The sequence below is a fragment of the Mycolicibacterium austroafricanum genome, from assembly GCF_000612725.1.
Taxonomy (GTDB): Bacteria; Actinomycetota; Actinomycetes; order Mycobacteriales; family Mycobacteriaceae; genus Mycobacterium; species Mycobacterium austroafricanum.
In genome coordinates this window covers 22,413-45,627 of sequence record NZ_HG964453.1, presented here as the reverse complement: position 1 = coordinate 45,627, position 23,215 = coordinate 22,413, and the positions used below count along the sequence as shown (strand labels likewise).

At 68.2% G+C, this 23,215-nt stretch carries 23 protein-coding genes and 1 tRNA gene; 10 read left to right on the top strand and 14 right to left on the bottom strand.

Annotated features, from left to right (window positions below):
• The first annotated feature begins 77 nt into the window (after positions 1-77).
• Positions 78-150 (top strand) — tRNA-Arg (locus tag BN976_RS14090).
• A gap of 63 nt (positions 151-213) precedes the next feature.
• On the opposite strand, the gene BN976_RS14085 is transcribed toward BN976_RS14090, so the two are convergent.
• From BN976_RS14085 to BN976_RS14070, 4 genes are all read right to left on the bottom strand, one after another.
• A complete protein-coding gene (locus tag BN976_RS14085; protein WP_051558433.1) occupies positions 214-711 on the bottom strand; it encodes a site-specific integrase in 498 nt (165 codons plus the stop codon).
• A 365-nt stretch (positions 712-1,076) separates the two neighbouring features.
• Complete coding sequence (locus BN976_RS14080; RefSeq protein WP_036371539.1) at positions 1,077-1,778, bottom strand: hypothetical protein; 702 nt, start codon at positions 1,776-1,778, stop codon at positions 1,077-1,079.
• Between the two features lie 392 nt (positions 1,779-2,170).
• A complete protein-coding gene (locus BN976_RS14075) occupies positions 2,171-2,833 on the bottom strand; it encodes a pyridoxamine 5'-phosphate oxidase family protein (RefSeq protein WP_036371538.1) in 663 nt (220 codons plus the stop codon).
• A gap of 63 nt (positions 2,834-2,896) precedes the next feature.
• The gene (locus BN976_RS14070) at positions 2,897-3,529 is read right to left on the bottom strand and encodes a GIY-YIG nuclease family protein (RefSeq protein WP_036371536.1); all 633 of its coding nucleotides are present in this window, start codon (positions 3,527-3,529) and stop codon (positions 2,897-2,899) included.
• Positions 3,530-3,725: 196 nt separating this feature from the next.
• Between BN976_RS14070 and BN976_RS14065 the strand changes: the two genes are divergently transcribed.
• Positions 3,726-4,628 (top strand): hypothetical protein, encoded by a 903-nt coding sequence (locus BN976_RS14065; protein ID WP_036371534.1) that lies wholly within the window; start codon positions 3,726-3,728, stop codon positions 4,626-4,628.
• A gap of 16 nt (positions 4,629-4,644) precedes the next feature.
• Here the strand turns inward: BN976_RS14065 and BN976_RS14060 are convergent, their stop codons facing one another.
• Together BN976_RS14060 and BN976_RS14055 are read right to left on the bottom strand one after the other, a co-directional pair.
• Positions 4,645-5,826, bottom strand: a complete 1,182-nt coding sequence (locus tag BN976_RS14060) for a TolB family protein (RefSeq protein ID WP_036371532.1) — start codon at positions 5,824-5,826, stop codon at positions 4,645-4,647.
• Between the two features lie 12 nt (positions 5,827-5,838).
• Positions 5,839-6,363, bottom strand: a complete 525-nt coding sequence (locus tag BN976_RS14055) for a hypothetical protein (protein ID WP_133167731.1) — start codon at positions 6,361-6,363, stop codon at positions 5,839-5,841.
• A 139-nt stretch (positions 6,364-6,502) separates the two neighbouring features.
• Here BN976_RS14055 and BN976_RS14050 point away from each other — a divergent pair, with 139 nt between their 5' ends.
• Complete coding sequence (locus BN976_RS14050) at positions 6,503-6,853, top strand: hypothetical protein (RefSeq protein WP_133167730.1); 351 nt, start codon at positions 6,503-6,505, stop codon at positions 6,851-6,853.
• Positions 6,854-6,895: 42 nt separating this feature from the next.
• On the opposite strand, the gene BN976_RS14045 is transcribed toward BN976_RS14050, so the two are convergent.
• The 4 genes from BN976_RS14045 to BN976_RS14030 form a co-directional block, all read right to left on the bottom strand.
• Entirely contained in the window at positions 6,896-9,373 is a 2,478-nt protein-coding gene (locus tag BN976_RS14045) for a M50 family metallopeptidase (protein ID WP_105387761.1), read from the bottom strand.
• 37 nt (positions 9,374-9,410) lie between these two features.
• On the bottom strand, positions 9,411-10,178 hold the full coding sequence (locus BN976_RS14040) for a hypothetical protein (protein WP_011781528.1): 768 nt from the start codon (positions 10,176-10,178) through the stop codon (positions 9,411-9,413).
• Positions 10,179-10,362: 184 nt separating this feature from the next.
• On the bottom strand, positions 10,363-11,577 hold the full coding sequence (locus tag BN976_RS32095) for a hypothetical protein (RefSeq protein ID WP_051558432.1): 1,215 nt from the start codon (positions 11,575-11,577) through the stop codon (positions 10,363-10,365).
• A 54-nt stretch (positions 11,578-11,631) separates the two neighbouring features.
• A complete protein-coding gene (locus BN976_RS14030; protein WP_036371528.1) occupies positions 11,632-12,573 on the bottom strand; it encodes a lytic transglycosylase domain-containing protein in 942 nt (313 codons plus the stop codon).
• A 64-nt stretch (positions 12,574-12,637) separates the two neighbouring features.
• Here BN976_RS14030 and BN976_RS14025 point away from each other — a divergent pair, with 64 nt between their 5' ends.
• The gene (locus tag BN976_RS14025; protein ID WP_234935334.1) at positions 12,638-13,432 is read left to right on the top strand and encodes a DUF1460 domain-containing protein; all 795 of its coding nucleotides are present in this window, start codon (positions 12,638-12,640) and stop codon (positions 13,430-13,432) included.
• Positions 13,433-13,436: 4 nt separating this feature from the next.
• Here BN976_RS14025 and BN976_RS14020 read toward each other — a convergent pair whose 3' ends face one another.
• On the bottom strand, positions 13,437-14,318 hold the full coding sequence (locus BN976_RS14020) for an SDR family NAD(P)-dependent oxidoreductase (RefSeq protein ID WP_036372218.1): 882 nt from the start codon (positions 14,316-14,318) through the stop codon (positions 13,437-13,439).
• A gap of 228 nt (positions 14,319-14,546) precedes the next feature.
• On the opposite strand from BN976_RS14020, the gene BN976_RS14015 reads away from it, so the two are divergent.
• The 4 genes from BN976_RS14015 (at position 14,547) to BN976_RS14000 (ending at position 18,435) form a co-directional block, all read left to right on the top strand.
• Positions 14,547-15,704 carry an acyl-CoA dehydrogenase family protein gene (locus BN976_RS14015; RefSeq protein WP_036371526.1) on the top strand — a complete coding sequence of 386 codons (1,158 nt, stop codon included), beginning with the start codon at positions 14,547-14,549 and terminating at the stop codon, positions 15,702-15,704.
• 8 nt (positions 15,705-15,712) lie between these two features.
• The gene (locus tag BN976_RS14010) at positions 15,713-16,828 is read left to right on the top strand and encodes an acyl-CoA dehydrogenase family protein (RefSeq protein WP_036371524.1); all 1,116 of its coding nucleotides are present in this window, start codon (positions 15,713-15,715) and stop codon (positions 16,826-16,828) included.
• Between the two features lie 154 nt (positions 16,829-16,982).
• Positions 16,983-17,207, top strand: coding sequence for a hypothetical protein (locus BN976_RS14005; RefSeq protein WP_036371523.1), 225 nt, complete (start codon positions 16,983-16,985; stop codon positions 17,205-17,207).
• Between the two features lie 106 nt (positions 17,208-17,313).
• Positions 17,314-18,435: a hypothetical protein gene (locus BN976_RS14000; protein ID WP_011781535.1), complete on the top strand. Its 1,122-nt coding sequence runs from the start codon at positions 17,314-17,316 to the stop codon at positions 18,433-18,435.
• On the opposite strand, the gene BN976_RS13995 is transcribed toward BN976_RS14000, so the two are convergent.
• From BN976_RS13995 to BN976_RS13985, 3 genes are read right to left on the bottom strand one after another with little or no spacing between them, the layout of a single operon-like run.
• Positions 18,338-19,012, bottom strand: a complete 675-nt coding sequence (locus BN976_RS13995) for a DUF899 domain-containing protein (RefSeq protein WP_011781536.1) — start codon at positions 19,010-19,012, stop codon at positions 18,338-18,340. The two genes, BN976_RS14000 and BN976_RS13995, sit on opposite strands and share 98 nt — an antisense overlap.
• 22 nt (positions 19,013-19,034) lie before the next feature.
• Positions 19,035-19,910: an LLM class flavin-dependent oxidoreductase gene (locus tag BN976_RS13990; protein ID WP_011781537.1), complete on the bottom strand. Its 876-nt coding sequence runs from the start codon at positions 19,908-19,910 to the stop codon at positions 19,035-19,037.
• Positions 19,911-19,962: 52 nt separating this feature from the next.
• On the bottom strand, positions 19,963-21,087 hold the full coding sequence (locus BN976_RS13985) for a TDT family transporter (RefSeq protein ID WP_011781538.1): 1,125 nt from the start codon (positions 21,085-21,087) through the stop codon (positions 19,963-19,965).
• A gap of 161 nt (positions 21,088-21,248) precedes the next feature.
• Between BN976_RS13985 and BN976_RS13980 the strand changes: the two genes are divergently transcribed.
• Positions 21,249-22,586: a sensor histidine kinase gene (locus BN976_RS13980; protein WP_011781539.1), complete on the top strand. Its 1,338-nt coding sequence runs from the start codon at positions 21,249-21,251 to the stop codon at positions 22,584-22,586.
• A complete protein-coding gene (locus BN976_RS13975; protein WP_036371520.1) occupies positions 22,574-23,212 on the top strand; it encodes a response regulator transcription factor in 639 nt (212 codons plus the stop codon). The genes BN976_RS13980 and BN976_RS13975 overlap by 13 nt, the downstream gene beginning before the upstream one ends.
• Positions 23,213-23,215: the final 3 nt, after the last annotated feature.

Genomic DNA, 23,215 nt, shown 5'->3' with positions numbered 1-23,215 from the left:
CTGTTCACGACCGAATCCGTTTCCGCCTGCGGGATGCGCTAGGCTATCCACGCCCAACGGCGCAGCAGTGATCGTGCGCCCCCGTAGCTCAGGGGATAGAGCGTCTGCCTCCGGAGCAGAAGGCCGCAGGTTCGAATCCTGCCGGGGGCACTCCATTCGCCAGGCAATATGTCGACCCGGCCCTCGATCGCAGCCCTGCATCTGGGCTCTGTGTCACGACGATGTCACAACTGCGGCCCAACCCTTCGCGGCCGCATTGAGCGCGTCGCCCTGAGAATGCACGTAGACCTCAGTGGTAATTGTCGGGTTGGCGTGGCCCAGCCACTGCGCGATGACGGCAACGCCCCCCGACAGTTGCATTGCGGTGCCGAAAGAATGGCGGGCGTCGTGCAGCCGGATCTGCCTTACCTCGGCGGCCTTGGCCATCTCGCGCCACATGCGGGTGAGGCCGTCAGGGGTGTTGGGCTCTCCGATCTCGTTGCATGCGCCATGGCCGCTGTCACGATGCCCGGCGCAGAGAGCCAGCCGCTCCTCCGCGTGGCGCGCCGACTCCCGCCGCAGGACCGCCGCCAGGCCGTCGTCGAGCGGCAGTGTGCGTCGCGAGGAGGCCGTCGTCGGGTCATTCTCGACGACGACACCCACACCGGCCTGGACCCGGTTGCGCTCGATCCTGATGGTTCTTGCGTCGATGTCGACGTCGGACCACCGCAACCCCGGCGATCTCGCCCCGCCTCAGTCGGCTCAGGGCGAAGTACCAGAGGTGTCCGTTGCGATCGCGGTCGGCCGCCTTCGGCATCTTGCCGATCTCTTCGGGCGCGTAGGTGGACATCTCCGCGTGCACCTTCGGCGCCTTTTCATCTCGGCTGCGACGTTGTGAGCGACCTCCCGGCGCTCGACACCGTAGGCCAGCATTGAGCGCCAGGCGTCGACGCCCTTGTTCAGCGAGCACGGGGACCACTACCGTCGCTCGCATGCTGTACGGTCCGGGGGGTATTACATAGATGATCTATGCGCAGAAGAGTACCGTTAGAATGTGTTGCGTAACAACGTATTTCGCATTCCGAGGATTGAGTCGCCTATGACGGCGCTGGGCCGAGTGCGCGCTCGACGTCTTCCATGGCGAGGCTGAAGTGCTCGTGCGCCAGGTTGAGATGATCGTTTCGCCTACCCGCGATTTCTCGCCATGCATCCTTTGCAGGGTTCACATCAACACGTTCACCCTCAAATACCGACCGCATCATCGTCGGGAGTGTGGTTTCCATCATCGTCCGAATGTCAGCGTTAAGCCCCTTCACGGGCAGATACAGCTCGCTACCACGCATTAGCGTCAAGGCTTTGAACAGGGGCGGTTCGACCAACTTTGTCCATGACAAGTAGAAAGTCTGAACCTTCCGACCCACTTCGTCAGCCAGTGGTTCGTCTGGCACTTCCGGTGTCCCGCGTGGCTGGTTGAGGTTCAAACCGTGGAGATCTTCGACGTAGCTGATGAACGCCAACAACTCGATCGATATCGCGGTAATCGCAGCCCATACATCGCTGAGTGCGTTGATGCTCTCACGGCGTCGAGACAGCTCATGGTCGACCAGGCGACTTCGCGCGGCCCGAGCGGCTTCATTCCGGGCGCGGGCAGCTTCGCGGAGGGCTACCACAACTGCAGCCAGTGTCACCGCGCTGGCAAGCCATTCGGAGAACGGACCCCACTGAGATGCACCCCAGCCCTGCATGAACCCAAACCCGATGGTGAAGGTGAGCAGCAAGACCGCGATCGCGATCGTCACGGTTGTCCGCCACGGCCAGGATCTGGCGACAGCAGAGTCCTGGCGTAGCGCTGAATCCCTGCCCATAGTAGTTGAGTGAACCAGTCGGACCAGCTGTCAAGCACAGAAGACACGCCGTTGTCGTGGGTCAGGGCAGCGCCCCAGGATGACGCTCGGGTTCTCGGCTGACGACTTCGCCAAGCTTTCGACCGAGTTGTGCGACGACCCACATCGGACCCTCATTGAGCTTCGAGGCACCTTTCGCCGAATCGTCCGGTCGACACCCACGCCAATCGGCGACAGCAGCCGGATGGCCGGAGATCTAGATGTCGCGCCAGATCTGATCAGCCTTCCGCGACTGTGCCAGTGCCGTCTCCCCCGCTGACCGTCCGTCGTATCACGACCGGCAATACCTAGCGCCGGTGATTGGCCAATTCGCCCATCATCGCCAGCACCGACCGCGGTGTCGGCACGTCAGCGGGGCAATCAGGGGCGCGCCTGGGTTCTCCGTAGCGGGTGCTCAACGGCACCACGCCGGCCCAGGCTCCCGCCGCGACGTCCTCCTCAGGGTCGTCGGACCAGCCGTCGCTGACCTTCAGCGACCAGTTGTCGTCGCCGATCGCGAGCCGTAACACCATGGTGGCGGCCAGTTCCCTGCGGCTGCTGGGGCGCAGCTCGGCCACCCGGCCGGGGATGAAGGTGTCGGTCAGTGCTTCCAGATACCCGGTCTTCTGCTCGGTACCCACCACATCGAACGTCCCGAACAGCACCGCACTGCGGTAGTGGAACGACGACTCGAAGGCGCTGCGCGCCACCACGACTCCGTCCAGCGTCGTCACCGACACCGCCACCGCGGCCCCGTCGGCGACGGCTCGCATCCACGGCGATCCGGTGGAGCCGTGGATCACCAACGAGTCCTCGATGCGGGCGAATCCGGTGGGAAAGGCTACGGGATGGCCGTCACGCACCAGGGCTATCGTCGCCAGCGGTGTGGCATCGAGAAGCGCATTCAGCTCCGCGCGAGACGCGCTCTGCTTTTCAGCGAGGCGGGATATCCGGGTCGATGGCTGACACACGGCAGCAAGCCTTGCACCATCGGCGTCCGTGCGCGCGCCGTTTTCTGCTCAGCAGCCGATCCGCTATGACCATTCGGCCAGCACGCGCATCTTGCCGGCTTTCACGGCCGCGTCCCGGCGCAGCCTCTTGAGCTCGGGCGCGAAGGCATTGCTGTCGTTGTCCTGGAAGTTCAGCGGCAGCTCAAGTGCGTCGATCAGCTTGCGCTCGAGGTACCACGGCTCGGGATGCAGCACCCACGACACGGCGGCGTTCTCGGCCATCCACTGGGTCAGGACGCTTTCGCCTCCCGCGAAGGTCATGCGTTTGCCCGACCCGACCCGGCGCAGCGCGAACCCGAGCTCGCCCCCGAGCAGGACGCCCAGCGACTTGCGCAGCGTGGAACCGTCCGCACTGGCGCCGCCGGCGCCGAAGTGATACCTGATCCGCTTGCGCAGATCTTGGGGCGCCCGCGGCTTGCCGTCCGCTCTGGGCGGGCCGGAGGTGATCCCCACGTAGAGCAGTGTCCAACCGTCCTGTTGTTGACACCCCGCGACGTCGATGCCGCCGGGGATGTCGCGAAACCACCAGCCATGGACACCCGCCTCGGCGGGGACCGGACACGGCTCGCCGAACACCTCGTCACGGGTATACCGCTGCGCCGCGAGGAACCTGGAAACGGCATCCGCGTTGCGCTTCGCAGAGATCGACTCGGCCATCGGCTCACCCTAGCCGCCGGTCGGACCGCTCGAGACGTCGCTGTCCCGTCCCCGACCCGCCGCAACCCGATCCGTTCACCCAGGTCGCTGCGGGTTCACACCGCGTCGTCCCGGCGGGCGTACCCGGCCCCCTGGGTCGCTGGATCGGTTCGTCTGTTCGCCGGGATCGCGGCAGCGTCGGGTGCTGTACTGAGTAATGCGGTCAGCAGCGCTGCTTGTCCTCATCTGCTTTCTGGCGTCGGCGCCGATGGTGTCGGCGCACACGGAGCCGCCTGGGATACCGGATCTGCGGGGCTACCGCACGGTTCCGCTGGATGGCTACGTCGTCGACGGTGCGGCCTACTTCCAGACCCCCGACGGGCTTGATTGCGCGATCCTGCCGACGAACGGCACAGCCGGCTGTGACGGGCCTCTACCTGCGACGCCGGCCGGCGCCAACGAGATCGTGCTGGCCGCCGAGGTCGACACGCGGGGCCTGCGGACCACGGCGAATCCGTCGTTCCTGGCTCCGCCGGGCCACGCGGCCCCGGTTCTGCCGGAGGGCGCCAAGATCGTGTACGGAGACTTCGAATGCGCCGCCGGCTCCGGGCCGATCACGCTGTGCGCCAAGGGGACTCCGGCGATGCAGTGGATGATGATCTCTGCCGAGCGGACCGGAATCGGCCCCGCGACCGACGGCCTCCCGCCGGGTTTCCCCGATCCCAACGATTTCGTCGTCGGCGACGACGAATACCTCGTCGGCACCGGGCCGAAGAACATGTTTCCCATCTTCACCGTCGAGGGCGGTCTCACCTGCTCGATCGTCACGTTCAGCGGGGGCGAGATCGGCTGCAACGGGCCGCTTCCCGGGGTCAGCGGCGGCGAGAACGAGATCTTCGCGCAGCTGCCGGGCGCCACGGGGATCCGGCGCACGGACAACCCGAAGTTCAGCACACCCGACTACCCCGGCCAGATCCGTCAGCTGCCCGTCGGGCACAGGGTGAACGGGATCGGCGGCACCTGTATGGCGATCGCCGGAGGTGTCGCGTGCTACGGCACCGTCGCCGGCCGCGCGCAGGGATTCGAGGTATCCGCGACGGAGACCACGACGTTCGGGTGAGGTCGCCGCCGATCGGCTAGCGCGGCGGTGGCGGCCACGCGAACGCATCCACCCCGGTATCGATCGGTTCGGGCGTGCGGTTCTCGGAATCGGTGACGATCAGGGGTCTTGAAGGCGCTGCGTCGACGTAGGCGACCACATCGCCACGTCCCCAGACCGGCCCGGGGCTGTCGGCCGCCACATCGGCAACCGCGGTGCGTGGCACTGACGACCGCGGGTCCAGCACCTGAATGGTCTTCGAATCTCCGTCCGCACCCGTTTCGGTGAAGGCAACCGCTCCCGATTCGAGGACCGCGACGTCTCCGAACATCGCCTGGCCGGCGAACAGCGAAGTCGGTGCGGCGGGGGGATCGATGGGCATCGCACCAGGCGCGGCGACGGAGTAGACGCCTCCGCCGCGGAGTGCGAACGGGATGTCGGCGAACAGTTCACCGGACGCATCGCCGTTGGCGAACAAGACCGACTGGCCGTCGTCCCCGTAGGTCACCGAGAAGGCGTTGGTGTCTCTCACCACAGGGGTTGAGTCACCGCCCACCGCGAGGACGTTCACGTCGACCGGGGACACGTCGCTGCGCCCGCCCGTCCAGGCGATGTGTTGGCCGTCCGGCGCCCAGGCGTACCCGGCGTCGGCGAAGAGTCGTTGTTCGGGCGAGACGATCTCGCCATTGACTGCATACGCGACGAGAAGAAGGCCGCCCCCCTCCCCGGCGTCGAGGAAGGCGACCTGGTCCCCCGTCGGCGACCAGCGCGGCGACACGATCCGACGCGGTACATCGCCCACCTCGGTGTCGGCGTATATCGACGGCAGCGAGGCCGGCTCGACGAGTCGGTACGGTGCACCCTCAGGTTCGCGATCGGGCGAGAGGTCGAGCACCCACAGCTCGCCGCCGTAGCCGGAGGCATGCGCCTTCCGGATGAACGCCACATGCGCGAGGTCGGGCGAAGGCGCGGGCTCGGAGTCCGCCGGCCCGTCGGTGAGTTTGCGGCCCGGCGCGCCGGCGGGGTCGCTGATGTAGAGCGAGCCGGCCTTCGAATAGAACAACGCAGGCGGCGCCAGCATCGGCGCGGTGGTGACGTCCGATGTCGAGGGAGCCGTCGTGTCCGGACTCGGAGCGGGCGCCGACGTGCACGCCGCAACAGCCAGTACGGCCACCTGCGCCGAGATCCAAGCGGTGGCGACGCCGCGTCGCACTTTCATGACCTACCCCCGTCACCTCGTCCGCAGTTGTGCTGCGGCCCACTCGAACAGGGCGACAGGGAACGCCTGGCCCTGGTAACCGACATAGGCCACCCCGAGAAAGCCGTCGGCATCGTGCGTCCACGCCACGGCGCCATCTCTGAGCTGCCAGTCGGTGCCGGTCCCCCGGCCGCAGGCGATCAGACCGTACGGGCTGCCGTCCGCACCCAGAACCGGGGCGGCCTCCGCCGACTCCCTGCCTGGGCAGGTTGCGGGCACCCAGTCCGGACGCTCGAGGTGGGCGGCGAACGCGTCACGCAATGCGGTGTCGTCGCCGAACAGCCAGTAGGTCGCGAATGTCGGACCGCCCGGCAAGGAATTGTCCCGGCAGGTGGCGGCGGCCAGCGCACGCCCTGGATCGGCTGGTTCGCATGAGTCGCTGCCGTACCCCGAGGGCAGCATGCCCATCAGATCGGAAGACGGATCAGCACCGGCTGGAGGAACCGCGCCGACGACGGCCATGGTGATGGCCGCAGCAATGCATGATCCGCGAAGCACAAAGCCAGCGTCGGCCCAGAGACTGATTCGACATAAGGGACTTTCTGCCTGCACCCGTGCGCCATAAGGCCCTCCCGCAGAGCGACACCGCCGGGTTTGACTGGTAGATCTCACGTTGGTCTTCGGGGAGGAGCTTCCGATGTTTTCACGTTCTGTCGCCCGGCTGGCGCTGGCGACACTGCTGCTCTCCCCGCTCGCCGGCGTTTCGGTGAGCCCGGCGGCGGCTCAACCGCAGGCGACGCCCTGCGTCGGCGGAGGCCAAGCAGTCGACCCGCTCTCCCTGATTCTGTCCCAGGACGGGCTCTTCGAACCGCCGCTGCAAGAACCGGACACTCCGTCACCGAGCTGTGACAGCCAACGGCAGGAATGCCTTTCGGGCAGTGCGCAGACAGGCATTTATGGCGAGAGATACGTGCCGCCGGAGGCTGTCGCGATGTGCATGGAGCAATACCGGGCCTGCATAGGCGCGCAGTCCGAAGGCGAGGGCTAGACCACGGCACGCGGTGGCCACTTCGGCCGCCGCGGACTCGAATCACCCTGTCGTGTCGGCGTCCGCCGTGTCGGCACCTGTGGATGCACCGCTCGCCTCCGGTTCGCTCGTCGCCGACGGGTCTGGCGACGACACCGAAGTGGTGGGGCCGGCCGTCGGTTCGGCGACCTCGCTGCTGGCGGCGGTTTCGGTGGTCGCCGGCGCCACCGCCTGGATTGTCTCCGGGGCCGTCGTCTCCGTAACGGGCGTCTCCGGGGCCGTCGGCGACGGGGCGCTGGTCGTCGCCGGGGCATCGGCCGTTGGAGTGGGCGCGCCGTTGGAAGTGGTCGGCGCGGTCGAGGTCGCGGTCTGCTGCGGTATCGCCGTCGGTGCAGCGGTCTGGAGGACGCCCATCAGCTGCTCGGTGTACACCGCCAGCCGCGCTTCGATGTCCTCCGGCGGTACCGTGCCCGCCTCGATCTGTTCGGCGAAGGCCGCGATGTTGCCCCAGAGCGCGTCGAGTTCGTCCATCGCCTGTTGCGACAGCGGGTCGTCGAGAGTGACGAAGATCTGGCGGGCCAGTGCATAGGTCAGGCAGTTGACGCAGTTGTAGTTGAGTGCGCCCGCGAGGTTTTGGGGAGCCACCACGTTGTCGTCGGCGTCGTCGGTGTCGACGACGAAGATCACCTGGTAGGCCACCGCGACCGCGGCGCACGACTCGCACGACGCGTAGGCCTGCGCCTCGTTGACGTTCATCGCGTCGGAGTTGTCGGCGATCCACACCATTGCGAACGCGGCCTCGTACACGGTGGTGCCGTCGGTCGTGTTCACGGCCAGCGCCTGGGTGTCCCCCGGTTCGGGCGCGAGCGGCTTGTCGACGGGGAACACCCAACCGTCGGCCACCTGATCGGGCGCCGCGGCGGCCGCTCCCCCACCACTGCCCCCGCGAAATGGCGTTTCCGCCACCGTGGTCCGCGGCGTCAGCACGAGCGCGAGCTGCGGCGACTGCTGTGTGGGCGTCGGCATCCGGGCGTCCCAAACCGCCTGCATCACGCCCTGTTGCCCGTTGACCAACCGACGCGGCGCGGCCACGGTGTCGGGCTGCGCCGGCCGATTCATCCGATCGATCTTCAACGCATAGACGATGTCGCCGAGGGTGCCGCGCTCCCACGGCTGGATGGGTTGATACCGCCCCTCCTGCGGCCACCATGCGTACGCCACCCCGCACAGGACGACACCACCGGCCATCATCGCCATCGTCCGCATCAGCGGCTTGCCCGCCGTGGCCTTCCAGGAGCCGGCAGCGGTGCGACGGGCGAGCCGCCCCAGCATGTAGAGCACACCGGCCACCGGGATGACGATCGCGATCATCGCCAGCACGCGCGCGACCGCCTGAACGACATCGCCGTCGGCCCAGGCGGTGCCGAAGACCTCCCGCTGAGTCCTCAGGCTCGCCCATGCCGAACCCAGCACCCGGGGCAGCGCCCACACGGCGATGGCGACAGTCGCGAGCAGCAGCGGCACGACGAGGATCACCCACAGCGTCACCACGGCGCGCGCCCACCACTTGAGCTGTCGGGCCTGCGGGTCGCCCCACCGCCACGGCAGTACGCCGAGCAGTGTCGGCTTGATCCGCGAGTAGAGATCCGGCACACCGGTCAGATCGGCCAGCACGTGGTAGCCGTCGAACCGCACCAGCGGGGCCAGTTGGCGCAGCATCTGCAGGATCTGCGTGGCGACGACGAGCAGCAGCGCATCGTAGCGCAGCCACAACCACAGGCCGGTGATCACGATCGCGACCAGCGCATTGAAGTAGAGACCGCCCAGGTCGGTTCGCAGCCGCCCACCTCGTCCGAGCCGGTAGGAATCGGTGACGTCGGTGTAGAACGCCGGCCAGACCAGGTACACGCCGAAACCCATCACCCCTGGTGTGGCGCCGCCGTACCGCGCGGCCGCCGCGTGACCGAACTCGTGGAATCCCGCCGAGACGATGGTGACGACGAAAACCAGGATCAGCAGCCCGGGCCGCTCGAAGGCGTCGTGCGCGGCCGACGCAAGACCCTTCTCGAAAAACACCCACCAGCACACGACGGCGAACGCCGCCAGTGCGGGCACTGCCACCCACGGCCGGAACAGCACCCGGAACGGGTCGGTCAGCCTGCGGGTGCGGTCGGCATCGGTGACCGCGTAGCGAAAGCGCAGCCCCAGCAACGGGTTTCGCTTCCTGGTGGCCGGCTGGCTACCGTCGGGGAGTGTCATCAGCCCGAGTGGACGCAGTTGCTCCTCGACCAACTGGTCGACGTTGGCTTCGCTGACCGAGCGCCCGGTGGATTCGCTGACCGCCGCGGCCACCTCCGCGGCGGTCTTGTCACCGTCGACGGCCTGCAGGATCGCGTACAGGAGCGGCGTCAGTTGCACCGTCTGACCGTCGGCGCGGCGCACCAGCGCCGGCGGCACCCGATATCCAGAGCCCGGCAGCTTCCCGATCATCTCGACGTCGTCGGCCCGTTGCAGGCGAACCTGCAGCGGCGCCGCGTCCATGGTGGTCACGGTGATGCCTTCCGCGCGATGTCAGGCGTCAGCCCGCGGTGGAACCACCGTCGGTGCTGCCACTGTCACCGGAGGTACCGCTGTCGGTGGTTGTGCCCGCGTCGCCGTCGCCCTGCGAGATCGTGGACTCCTGATCGGCCTCCGCGACCGCTTCCCCGATCACCGTCTGCTTGATGATGGCGTCCTGTTCGGCGACCGAGATCGCATCCGAATCGATCGATCCGATGTTGGCCGACACTCCGGCGTTGATCGGCGCCGCGACGTTGGCGTTGGCCGCAACGGCGCCGCTGATCGGGGCCGCGAGGTCGGAGTCGAGGTCCACATTGACGTTCACGTTGAGCAGGTTGCCGTCCAGCAGGGCGCCGGGGCTGGTGTCCACGGTGGTGCCCGTGCCGTCGGTGCCGTCGGTGACGTCGGTGCCATCAGTGACGGTGCCGTCGGTGACGGTACCGCCTGTGGTGTCGTCGCCGTCGGTGTCCATGCCACCTTGGTCGATGCCACTCACCTGCGTCGACGTGGCGTAGGCGTCCGCGTCGAGCATCTGCTCGATCGACGTGCCCTGGTCGACCGTCGCCTGGCTTCCAGACCCGTAGGTCAGGACGTTCGCGCCGGCCGCAGCGTCGATCGGCGCCGCCACGTTGAGATTGGCAGCGGCCGCCAGGTCGATCGGCGAGGCGGCGTCGATCGCGACGTCGACATCCGCGTTGAGGTCGAGGATCGACACGACCTCTTTGTCAGGGAGCGCCAGAGCGCTCTCGGCCAGGAGTTCTTCCCGGGACAATCCTTGCGTGCTCATCGTCTTCTCCCTTTCGTGATGTCGGCCCTGGCGTTGCTGCCTTGAGGCGCTGGTCATCGCTCTGATGCCGCAGGGGGTACCCCGCTTGCGCCAAGATCACGAAATTTTCTGGAAAAGATTTCTTTGAACTGCGGTAATGACGCCCCGCTAATTAACTCGCCCGCAAGCTATAAACGGTCCCACGTCAGGATTCGTCGTTCTTCACGTCCCGCGCCGCTCCGGATGAGTTTGCTGGATCGGAGCCCGCTGCATCCGGCTCGTCATCCGCCTCGTCGATCCGGCCGGATTGGCCGTCGCGCGCCTGCGCCCCTTCCGCCTCGGTGGCGTCGTTGCCGGTCGCAGCCCCGGCCGGGTCCGCGGAGGCGGCAATGGTTGCGCTGTCGGAATCCGGGGCGTCGTCGTGGCTCCTCACGGCGGGACCGTCGGACGGCTCGCTTCGGACCCGTTCCAGAGCCTCGGCATCGTCCGGCGCCCCGGCCACGTCCGCATGGGCGTCGGTGCCGGCGTCCGGTTCCGGAGCCCCCGGTCCCGTGTCGGCGGTCTGCACCGGCTCGTCTTCAGCGTGCGATTGCTCGACGGCGTCGCCGATGTTGCGCAGCGCGGTGTCCGCCGACTCGGCGATGACGGTGCCCGCCGCAACCAGGCGCCCGGCCAGCGCACGCGCAGCGGCCCCTACGGCCCGCGCCGGATCGCCGGTGGCGGCGAGCTCCCGGGCGAACGCGTCGGGCGTTTCGAACACCGCGGACAGCACGTGGTTGAAGGCCGGAAAGACGACCGCCGCAACAATGTTGGTTGCCTCCACGACGGCGACCTGCAGCACGCCGCGCGGACGGACCGTCGGGGTGGGGTTGGCCACGATCGGCGCGTTGAGGGCCGCGAACGTGTCCTCGCGGGCCGTGTCGAGTGCCCTGACCACGCCAGGAAGCCCGTCGGCGGCGGCGGGGAGGACGTTGAGCAGACCGACGACACCGACCTGGAAAGCGTTCAGCGCACGGGGCGCCACCATGGTGCCGTCGGCGAGGATCGCGGCCTGGGCCGCTGCGTTCGTCGGGCCGGTCACCGACGCGGCGGCGGCGCCGAACGCTCGCAGCAGATCACCCGACCCTGAGGCGGTCACAAAGGTGACCGGCGCGTGCACCGTCGTCACCGCTGCCGTCACCGCGGTGTCGACCAGCAGCGGGCAGATGATCGCGCAGTACCGGATCTGGTTGCCGACGAAACTGGTGATGAGTCCACCCGGCGGCACCGTGGTGGCAGCGAGGTGGACATCTCGCGACACCGCAGGCGGTGGGGGTGGTGAGGTCGCGATCGGCACGACGGGCAGCGCCGCGGCCGCGGTGAGTCCGAGGACGGCGACGCCTCTGCTGATGACGTGGCGAAGATGGTCGGCGCGCTTCATCGGGCCCCCTCGGTCGACGGTGTGTCGTGGACACGAGCGACGGGCCCGATCGGTTCACTGTGGGTGCGTCTTCAAATACTCCTCCACCGGGATCTGCGTCGTGGACGCGTACCCGACAGGGAGGATGACATCGCCTGCGGTCGAGTTGTAGTAGACATCCCACCGGTAGTAGCCGGAGAACGCAGCCGGGTCTGCGGCGATCAGCGTGGCGTACTGGTTGATCGCACGAACGTACTGCCGGGAATTGTTGTACCGGTAGATCGCCTGATCGCGGTCGCGCGCGAAGCCGTGGGCGGCGAGGAAACGGCCGGCGGCCATGATGCTGTCGTGCGGCGAGTGGATGTCGGTCCCCGCCCCGTATGCCGCGAACGTCGACGGCATGAACTGCATCGGCCCCTGCGCTCCGGCGGTACTGACCCCGGTGATCCGGCCGAACGCGGTCTCCACGAAGTTGATCGCCGCCAGATAGTTCCAACTCACCCCGGAGGCTGCTTCGGCCTTGCGGTAGAAACCGAGCAGCTGGTCGGCCGCCGGCGGGCGCTCGACGCGCCATGCCGGCAACGCGACTTTGCCTCGGCTCATCGCGCCGAGCTGCCTGCGGGCGTCGATGTTGCGGTCGTAGACGTCGAGCAGCGGCCGCGGGACCCGTGGCCGCACGACGGCGTCCCACTCCGGGTGCCGAGCAAGCACCCGGTACGCCTTCTGCTGCCGCCTCGCCGCCGCGACCAGGGCGGCTTCGGGCGCTCCGGGCGCGCGCAGCGTCTGCTCGTCGGCCGTCAGGTCGTCGACGATGCGCGCGGGATCGGACTCCAGCGCGGGCTGCGCGGTCGCCGGTGCTGCGGGCGCGGGCGCAGGGGTCGGCCGGGCAGATGTCAGCGCCCCGGCGCCGGTGGTGGCCGCAGCGGTGTCACCGGTCGACGGCGTCGTCGGCGACGAACAGCCGACCAGGAGGCACGCGATCAACGCCGCGAGGCCGCCAACACGGTTGCAGCTCAATGACTTCTCCTCGATGGTCCTGCGATACCTCCTCCAGTCTGAGGGCACGACGTACAGTGGCCAAATGCCGCGGTACCACCACATGCTCGCGTTCGTCGCCGTGCTCCTGGCTGCTGTCGCGGGCTTGAGTACCGGCTCGGCACACGCGGCGCCGCCCGTCGAGATCTCCGAGCAGAGCGAACAGATCCTGCAGTCGATGCTGGCCGCAGACGGCGGGTCGCCGGACGCGGAGTTGATTTCCCGCCAGTTCCTGGGAACACCTTATGGCGCAAACACTCTCGTCGGTTCGGCCACCGTCCCCGAACAGCTCGTCGTCGACCTGAAGCAGGTCGACTGCTTCACCTACGCGGACTATGTCGAAGCCCTCAAGCGCGCCGACAGCCGCGATGAATTCATCAGAAGCCTCGTCGACGTCCGATACAAGAACGGCGACGTCACCTTCGAGAACCGGAAGCACTTCTTCACCGACTGGGCCGCGTCGGCCCCGGCGGTTGCCACCGACATCACCGCCACCGTCAGCGAAAACGCGTTGCAGTCGATGAAGAACCTCAACGCCAAGGATTCCGGCGGGGTGTATCTGCCGGGGCTACCGGTCGTCCCCCGCTCCGTCGCCTACATCCCGAGCGCCGCGGTCGACGCTGCAGTCGTCGGCCGGCTGCGCACCGGCGACTATCTCGGGGCGTACGCCGAGGACGGCGGCCTCGACGTCACCCATGTCGGTATCTTCGTCGACACCCCTGACGGGCCCGTCTTCCGCAATGCTTCGTCGTCGAGCGCCGACGGCAAGGTGGTCGACAGCGCACTCGACGACTATCTGCAGACCGTTCCCGGGATCGTGGTCCTGCGCCCCGTCGTGTGACCCGTCAGGCGGGCAGCGTGGTGCCCGTCTCGCGTTCGGCGAATTCCCAAAGCCGTTGCGCGTCCGCATAATCGCATGCGACAGGGGCGCGGCCACTCAGCGTGGGTGGCCCCTTGAAGCCGAGCCGTCCGGCGATGCCGACGTAGCTGCCCGGCGGGATCGGTTCGGTGAGGCAGTACAGCGTCGGCGCGGCGCCGGCGTCGATGTCGTTGCCGATCACGTTCGCCACCGCGGTCACCGCCGAGTGGACCCGCGTCATCAGAGCGGTGTCGGACACCTTGGCCAGGTTCGACGACACCCAACCCGGATGCGTCAGGTATGTCGTCACCGGGGAACCCGCCGTCCGCAACCGGCGGTCCAGCTCCAGCCCCCAGAGCATCACCGCCAGCTTGGAGCGCGCGTAGGCCGGGAAGGATGACCACCTGCGGGAGCGCAGGTGCAGATCGTCGAACGCGAGCGAAGCCGACTTGTGGGCATCGGAGCCGACGTTCACGATCTTCGACCGCACCCGCCCGAACATCAGATTGGTCAGCGCGAACGGGCCCAGGAAGTTCGTGCCCATCGTGATCTCGAACCCGTCGACGGTGTCGCTGCGATGCTGGGCGACCTGACCGGCGTTGTTGATCAGGACGTCGACGTCGCCGTCGACCAGACCAGGGAACGCGCGCACCGACGACTGGTCGGCCAGGTCGAGTTTGACGACGGAGGTGTCGCCGCCCATCTCGGCCGCCCGCTGGGCGCCCAACTCGAGATTGCGGACGGCGAGGATAACGTGCGCGCCGGCACGAGCGAGCGCCGTCGCGGTTGCCAGGCCCACCCCGTTCGTCGCACCGGTGACGATGATGCGCTGACCGCTCATGTCACCGAGCCGCGCCGGCGACCACATTGTTGCCACGCCCGAGATTACCTCGCTGACACGACGGATCGTGGTCGGCTGGCCACCGGCGATGAGCGCTGCCGCTGCAGCCGAATCGGCGGCCCGGCCGCCCGCGGACGATAACCTGGCGTACACCTCCGCTGAGCGCATCGACGGGCGCTCCGGAACCCGCCTGTCTGTCTCCCAACCAAACGGTTAGTCTGGCCGTGGTACGCCGATGAACCAGGGAGTCCGCACATGCAGCTGGCGCTGACAGCCGAGGAAGCCGCTTTCCGCGACGAGCTTCGCACCTTCTACCGCACCAAGATCCCGGCGGAGATCCGCGAGCGGACCCGCTCCGGTACGGAGGCCAACCGCGATGACATCGTCACGGCCAACAAGATCCTCAACGACCACGGGCTGATGGTGCCGAACTGGCCGGTGGAATGGGGCGGCAAGGACTGGACGCCGATCCAGCACCAGATCTGGCTCGACGAGATGCAGCTGGCGAGCGTGCCGGAACCGCTGACGTTCAACGCCAAGATGGTCGGCCCGGTGATCGCCGAGTTCGGCAGCCAGGAGCTCAAGGAGCGCTTCCTGCCGCCCACCGCGGCCGTCGACATCTGGTGGTGCCAGGGCTTCTCCGAGCCCGAAGCCGGCTCGGACCTCGCGTCGCTGCGGACCACCGCGCTGCGCGACGGAGACAGCTACGTCGTCAACGGCCAGAAGACGTGGACGACGCTCGGCCAGTACGCCGACTGGATCTTCTGCCTGGTGCGCACCGATCCCGACGCGCCGAAGAAGCAGGCGGGCATCTCCTTCCTGCTCATCGACATGAACACCCCCGGCATCACGCTGCGGCCGATCAAGCTGATCGACGGCAGCTACGAGGTCAACGAGGTCTTCTTCGAAGACGTCCGGGTGCCCGCCGATCAGCTCGTGGGCGAGGAGAACCAGGGCTGGTCGTACGCGAAGTTCCTGCTGGGCAACGAGCGCACCGGGATCACGCAGATCGGCCGCACGAAGCTCCGGCTCTCGGAGGTCAAGGAACGCGCGAAGGCGAGCGGCCTGCTCGACGACCCGTTGTTCGCGGCGCGGCTGGCCGAGACCGAGAACGACGTCCTGGCGCTGGAACTGACTCAGATGAGAGTCGCGTCCGGCTCCAAGGACGGCAAACCCAACCCCGCCTCGTCGGTGCTCAAGTTGCGCGCCAGCGAGTTGCAGCAGGCCGCCACCGAACTGCTGGTGGAGGTGGCCGGTGCTGACGCGCTGCCGTTCGAGAGCGACGGCATCGCCTCGGCGGACTGGGCGCAGGACGCCGCGCCGCGCTACCTGAACTACCGCAAGACCTCGATCTACGGCGGAAGCAATGAGGTCCAGCGCACCATCATCGCGTCGACCATTCTCGGATTGTGAGCTAAGACATGGATTTCCAATTCAGTGAAGAGCAGGTCCTGCTCCGCGACACCACCCGCGACATGCTCTCGCGCAAGTACGACCCGGAGACTCGCCTCAAGGCGATCGATTCCGAGCTCGGCTGGAGCCGCGACGTATGGAAGCAACTCGCCGAGGTCGGCGTTCTCGGCCTCGGTTTCGACGAGGATGCGGGCGGACAACTCGAGGTCCTCGTCGTGCTGACCGAGATCGGCCGCCGGCTGGCGCCCGAGCCGGTACTGCACGCCGCGCTCGGGCCGGGTGCGCTGATCGCCGAGGTCGGCACCGAAGCGCAGCGGGGTCTACTCGACGAGGTGGCCGGCGGCGAACGCCTGCTGGCGTTCGCCCATCTCGAGCCGGGGATGCGCCTGCCGACGGCCAAGGTGTCGACAACCGCTGTCCGCGAAGGTGATTCGTGGACCCTCAGTGGCCGCAAGAATCCGGTGCTGGCCGGTGACTGCGCCGACACCCTGGTGGTCAGCGCGGCGCTGCCCGACGGCGGCACCGGCCTGTTCCTGGTCGATGCCACCAGCAGCAACCCGGTGCAGCGCACGCCATACCGCACGTTCGACGGTCAGCGCGGCGCCCAGATCGACTTCGACTCTGTGGCCGCCGAACCGCTGGGCGAGGCCGCCGATGCCTCCGACGCGATCTCGCGTGCGCTGGTGCGCATCTCGTCGGGCCTGTGCGCCGAAGCACTGGGCGCGATGGAGGAGGCGCTGCGGTTGACGAGCGAATACCTCACGCAGCGCAAGCAATTCGGGGTCACGCTGAGCAAGTTCCAGACGCTGACCCAGCGGGCCGCAGACATGTACGTCTCCCTCGAGCTGGCCCGAAGCATGGCGTTCTACGCGAACATGTCGGTCGCCGACGGCAACCTCGACCCGACCATCGCCGCACGCGCCAAGCTGCAGATCGGCCGCTCGGGGCGTCATATCGCCCAGGAGTCGATCCAGCTGCACGGCGGCATCGGGGTGACTGCCGAGTACCCGATCAGCCATTACGCGGCGCGGCTGACGGCGATCGACCACACGCTGGGGTCCACGCAGGATCAGCTCCATGTGCTGATCGGCCAGCTCGGCGACTACGAGATCGTCACCGTCTAGCACCGGATCCGCGTATCGAGCAAATCCCCGACGCCACTGGTCAGCGAAGTTCCCCTGGTTCTCGGGCCACCGGGAAATACCCGCTTCGCCGAAACGCGATACAAAGGATAGAGAACCGCAGCGAGCGTCCAGCCCAGGCAAGGAGGAGTGCACGATGCAGGTGAAGAGATTTGTCATCACCGCGACAGTCGCGGGAGGATTCGGAGCCGGCCTGTTCCTAGGTGCAGGCCAGGCAGCAGCCGACCCGAACTGGTGGGTGCCGGCACCACCGCCGCCGGGGCACATCGGTCAGATCGTCAACGTTCCGCCGGGTCACGTGGGCCAGTGGGTCGGTGTGCCGCCGGGACACTGGGACAAGCCCTGGAAGTGGGTCAAGTAGCGCCACCTTCAGGCCTTTGGCCCCTGTTTCGGCCCACGACCCCGTGTCACGCTGAGGCGGTCATGCGGTGGCGTCGGCGTCACCGCAGCGGTCCCGCGGAGGATCCATGCAGGTCGCCGTTCGCACGATTCGCGTCGCAGGGGTGACCCTGCTGGCCACGAGCACAATCGCGGCCGCTCCAGCCCTCCCCACCACCGGGATTTCCCCGGCATCCCGGGACGTGCATCTGGCGGCCACCACAGCGGTCATCAAGCCCGCGGACTTTTATCGCCACATCGTCGTGGAGACGACGAGAAACGTCGGCGGACTGTGGGGGGCGTTCTCCGCGCAACCGTTTCCGGTCGCCCAGGTCGCGGTGGGCAATCAGGTTGCCTTCGTCTCCGATCTGGTGGAAACGGTCTCCGGAGTGCTGCGGGGCGAGTACCCGCCCACCGAGATCCTCGCCCCCATCGGTGATGCGGTCGCCACCGCGTCGCGCAACGTGGTGACGGTGGCGGCCGGCCTGGTCGCGGCCCTGCCTGCGCTCACGATCAGCGTTGTGCTGCCCGTGGTGAGCACCGTGGTGTCGGCTGCCTTCGCTGTCGCCGACATCGTGCGCGCGGTCGCCCATCTCGACGTGGTCGAGCTCGTCGATGCCATCGTCAACGTTCCCGGGTGGATCGTGAACGGGTTCCTCAACGGTACGGTCATCCCGAATGAGGCTGTGCCGCTCGCCATCCCGGGATTCCTCACGGTCGAGAACGGGTTCCTGCCGGTCGGACCGGCAGCCACCGTCATCGATCGAACCCAGCTCGTCGCGGAACAGATGTCGCGCTATCCGACAACTGCCCCAGCCGAACCGGACGCCGGCCCGGTCGACGAGGCAGACGTGGACTCGACGGACGCGGTACCTTCACCGCCCGGCGAGGATGCTGATGTGCCCGTCGACGACGACCGGGTCCCGGCGGACGGCAACGAACCGGCCGCACCTGGTGCCGTCGAACTGCGGGGCGACGTCCTCGACGACCTCGACGTCCTCGCAGCTTCCGAACCCGCGCCCGAAACGTCCACGGCGGACACACCTTCGGACGCGGCGGCCATGATCGACCCGTCGGACACCACCGCCTCCGAGGACGGCGTCCCCGCCGAGGTCAGTACGCGTCGTGCAGCCGAATCCACTCATAGGGCGGTTGCTGCGGCCACCCCGGAGGGGAGTCCTCCCAGTTCTCCTGCCGCCCGTACGGAGTGAGGTCGAGCAGATCGAACACCATCATGAACGGTTCCTCACCGCGGTCGAACGTCTGCCAGGTGTGGAACACCCGGTCACCGTCGCGCAGAAACACGCTGATCGAGTGGCGCTCCTGACCGTCGACGGTGGTGTGGAAGTCCTCGTTGAACGTCGTCCGCCCCGACGACACCCACGGCAGATCCCAGCCCATCCGGTCCTTGAACGCGACCAACTTGCCGACCGGGGCGTGCGACACCAGCACCAGTGAGGTGTCCTTGGCGTACAGATGCGACAGCGGGCCGATGTGGTCGGCCATCATTGAGCAGCCGGAACATCCTTCGTCCCAGTCGGATCCGAACATGAAGTGCTGCATGATCAGCTGGCTGCGCCCCTCGAACAGGTCCAGCAGCGTCAGCGGACCCGCCTCGGTGTCGAACAGGTAGGGCGTGTCGATCAGCACCATCGGCAAGCGCCGGCGTGCCGCGCTGACCGCATCCTTGAGCCGGAAGAGTTCCTTCTCCCGCACCAGCAGTTCAGCGCGCGCCCTCTCCCACTCGCTACGCGACACGATCGGCGGCAGGGCCTTGGCGGTCTCCATACCCCGAGCTTGCCATCGCAGCTCAGGAAAAGTCGTCGATCACCTCGGCCACCCGGCGCACCTGGTCGATGTCCTGACTCGTGGGGATCAGGTGCACCTCGTCGGTGCCGATGTCGGCGAAGCGCTGCAGCACCTCGCGCAGGTCGTCGGCCGTGCCGGCGAAACCGGTGGTCGGGGCCAACGCGTCGACGAACTCGGCGGGAATCCAGTTCATGTACCGCAAGAGGTGACGGTGCACCTGGGCGCGTGGCGCGTCGCCGTCGCCGATGGCGAACCAGAACGACGTCGCCAGATGCGGCTTGCCCTTGCCCGCCTGCTGCCACGCGTCGCGGGCGACGTCGAACAACTCGCCCTGTTTGTCGACGGCCAGGTCCATTGTGATGCCCGCCAGTCCGTCCGCCCAGGCGGCCGCGCTGCGCACCGTCTTGGGGCCCAGCGTTCCGACGTGGAGCTCCGGACCACCCGGCTGCACCGGCGGCGGGCCGACGGGCAGCGTGGATTCGGTGACCTTCTCGCCCGCCCACACCCGTTTCATGACCGCCACCCGTTCGGCCATCTGCCGCATCGTCTGGGTCGCCGGATCCACGCCGACGGCGCGGTAGTCCTCGTGGCGTCCGCCCACCCCGATGCCGACGGTCAGCCGTCCGCCGCACAGCATGTCACCGGTGGCCAGCTGTTTGGCCAGCATCACCGGGTCGTGCAGCTGCGGGATGACCACGGTCGTCACCAACCGCACCCGGTCGGTCCAGGCGGCCAGCGCACCGAGAAGGGTCAGGCTCTCCGGGTTGTCGAACGCGATCCGCTCACCCCAGCACAGCGAGGAGAACGGGCCCCCGTCGACCAGCTGCGCCCAGGATCTGAGCGTCGCGCGGTCAAGGTCGGGCTCCATCACCGGCATCGTCATCCCGATACGCACGACGGCGATTCTGGCATGCCGGGTGCAGGGAAGGTCAGCCCGTCGCGGTCGGCGGGTCTTTGTAGGCCCGGATCTGACCCGCGGCGGGGGGCGCGAACAGGCCGCCCCGCAATCCGCCGCGCACCGTGCGCACCGCGACCAGCAGCCATGTGCACAGCAGCCCGAGGTAGGCGACGGCCGCGGCGTAGCGGAAGGCGGGCAGGCCGGTGTGCAGCGCGAGCTGCGCGGTGCCGGTGACGAAGGTGCCCACCGGGAACGTCAGGCTCCACCAGGTCAACGCGAACGGCATGCCGCGGCGCAGCGTGCGCACGGTCAACGCCGCGGCGAGCGCGATCCACAGCACGGCGAAGCCCCATACCGGGACGCCGTAGAGCACGGCGAAGACGGCCATCCCGTCGGCGAGGCGAGCGTCGACCGCCAGCGCCGCGTCCGTGCCGAGAAGCCCTGCCACAGTGATCGATTGGCCGAGCGGACCGAGCACGATCCACAGCGTGGGCACGCGCGCGGTGCCCGAGGTTCCGTAGTGCGCCAAGCGGCTCCACACCATCGTGATGATGATCAGTGACGCGACGAGTGACAGGCCGAACATCGCGTAACAGCCGTACAGCATCGTGGCGCGGCCGGGGCCCTCGGCCATGTGCGGGATGAGCAGACTACCGGTCGCGGCGGCCACCATCGGCGGCACGACGGGCATCAGCCAGCCGCCGAACGCCGCGTCAGGTTCGACGCGGTACTGGGTGAACATCAGGTACGGGATGGTCATCGCGGTGAACAGGGCGCCGAGCGTGCCCGTCGTCCAGAGCACCCACGCCAGGTCGACCGCCGCCCGCTCCCCGATCAGGTCCCTGCCGACCAGCAGCGCGCCGGAACCGACGGTCAGCAACGCCATCGGAGCGGCGCCGTAGAAGTGCGCCATCTGCGGGTTGCGGACATGGCTGCGGGCCACCACCGGGTTGCGCAGCCAGTGCGCGAACGTCGCGAAGATCAGCACCAGCAGCCACAGCGCCGAGAGGACCCACACCACCAACGCGAACCCGCGCAGGCCCGGGACGTGAACCGGCAGCGACGCGCCGGCGGTCGCGACGATGCCGGTGCCCATCACCGAGGCGAACCAGTTCGGCCCGAGGTAGCCGAGGATCGTCGGCGGCGGGTTCGTCATCAGAGCAGTATGGTCAGCCGCCGGCGCGCGCCCACCGCCACCCTCGACCGGCGTGTCGGTGTGTTGTCATGCGTTCGCGGCGCCGAAGTGGGGGTTTTCCCCCGGGGCAATCGCGGGAAAACGCTGTGTCGCCGTCGCGGCCGGATCCATAGGTTGGAGACATGACCGCAGTCACTCACGCCGACGCTGCCACCGATCGGGTCCCGGTGAGCTCGCACGACCACGCCGGCGCCGCACCGCCCCGCCCCCGGACACTCGGTGTCGCCGCGAGCGCGTCGCTGCTGGTCGGCGGCGCGATCGCGTCCGTATGGTTCTGGGTTCCGTTGGGAATTCTGGTGATCGCCGTTTCATCGATACCCAGTGTCATCGGGTTCCTGCTGGCCGGCGTGGTGTTCATCTACCTGATCCGCGGCGTGGACCACGTCGAGCGGGTGCGCAGCGAAGCCGTGTTCGGCATGGGCATCCCCGTTCCGCCGCGTGCCCTGTCGCACTACACCGGGTTTCAGCGCTGGGCCCACCAGCTGTGGCTGGACCTCAGCAGCGCCCGCTTCTGGAAGACGGTGGCGCACCATTACCTCCGCATGGCATACGACGCCCTGGTCACAGGGCTGGCGTTCGCGTTGACGGTATTCGCGTTCCTCGCGCCCGCCGCCGCGATCGCCATCGGCCACAGCGATCCCGAGGCCGGTCTGTCGTTCCTGCCGACACCGCTCGCGTGGCTGCTTGCCCTGGTGGCGCTGGCCGCGGCGGCCGCGCTGGTGGCGTTCGCGCCGACGCTGGACGCGATGATCGACCGCTGGCTGTTACCCCCGTCGTCGACCGCCGAACTGCAGCACCAGGTGACCGCGTTGGCCGACGCCAGGCAGGGCGCAGTGACGTCGGCACAGACCGAGCGGCACCGCATCGAGCGCGATCTGCACGACAGCGTGCAACCGCGACTGGTGTCGCTGGCGATGACGATCGGCCTGGCCCAGACCAAGCTGGACTCCGACCTGCCCGCCGCCAAGGCACTGATCGCCGAGGCGCACGACGACGCCAAGAACGCTCTTGTGGAGCTGCGCAACGTCGTGCGCGGAATCGCGCCGACCATCCTCTCCGACCGCGGACTGGACGCCGCGCTGTCCTCGGTGGTGCAGCGGTCCGCGAACTCCGGTGTGCCGACCACGCTGAGCGTGCACCTGCCGCACCGGCTACCGGACGAGGTCGAGGCCTGCGCCTACTTCGTCGTCGCTGAGGCGCTGACGAACGTCAGCAGACATTCCGGGGCCTCGCACGCAGCGGTCACCGTCCGCCTCGACGAATCCGCGAACCAGTTGCACGTCAGCGTGTTCGACGACGGGCGCGGGGGCGCGCGGATCGTCGGAGACGACGGCGATATGGACGCCACCGGCCTGCGCGGGCTCGACGAACGGGTGCGGGCCGCGCGGGGAACCTTCTCGGTGTCCAGCCCGGTCACCGGACCCACCATCGTCACCGCGGTGCTGCCATGCGGATCGTGATCGCCGAGGATTCGGCCCTGCTGCGCGCAGGCATCGAGCGGATCCTCACCGATGCCGGCCACCAGGTGGTTGCGGGGGTTCCCGACGCGACCAACCTGCTGCGCCTGGTCAACGACGAACGGCCCGACCTGGCCATCCTGGACGTCCGGATGCCACCGACCTTCACCGACGAGGGCATCCGGGCGGCGGCGCTGCTGCGCAGCCAGAACCCGGAGTCGCCGGTGCTGGTGCTGTCCCACTACGTCGAGGAGCGCTACGCGGCAGACCTGATCGCCTCCGACACAAGGGGTTTCGGGTATCTACTGAAAGACCGGGTGGCCGACGTCCCGGCTTTCCTCGATGCGGTCGAGGTGGTGGGTTCCGGCGGAACGGTGCTCGATCCGGAGGTGGTCTCCCAGATCCTGGTCCGTTCCCGGCGCCGTAACGCGCTCGACGCGCTGACACCGCGCGAGCACGAGGTGCTGCAGCTGATGGCGGAGGGCAAGACCAACTCCGCCATCGCCGCGGCCCTGCACATGTCGGTCGGTTCGGCCGAGAAGCACATCGCCTCGATCTTCACCAAGCTCGACCTCGCCCCTGACGAGAACCGTCGCGTTCTCGCGGTGCTGCGCTACCTCGACTCCTGAAGC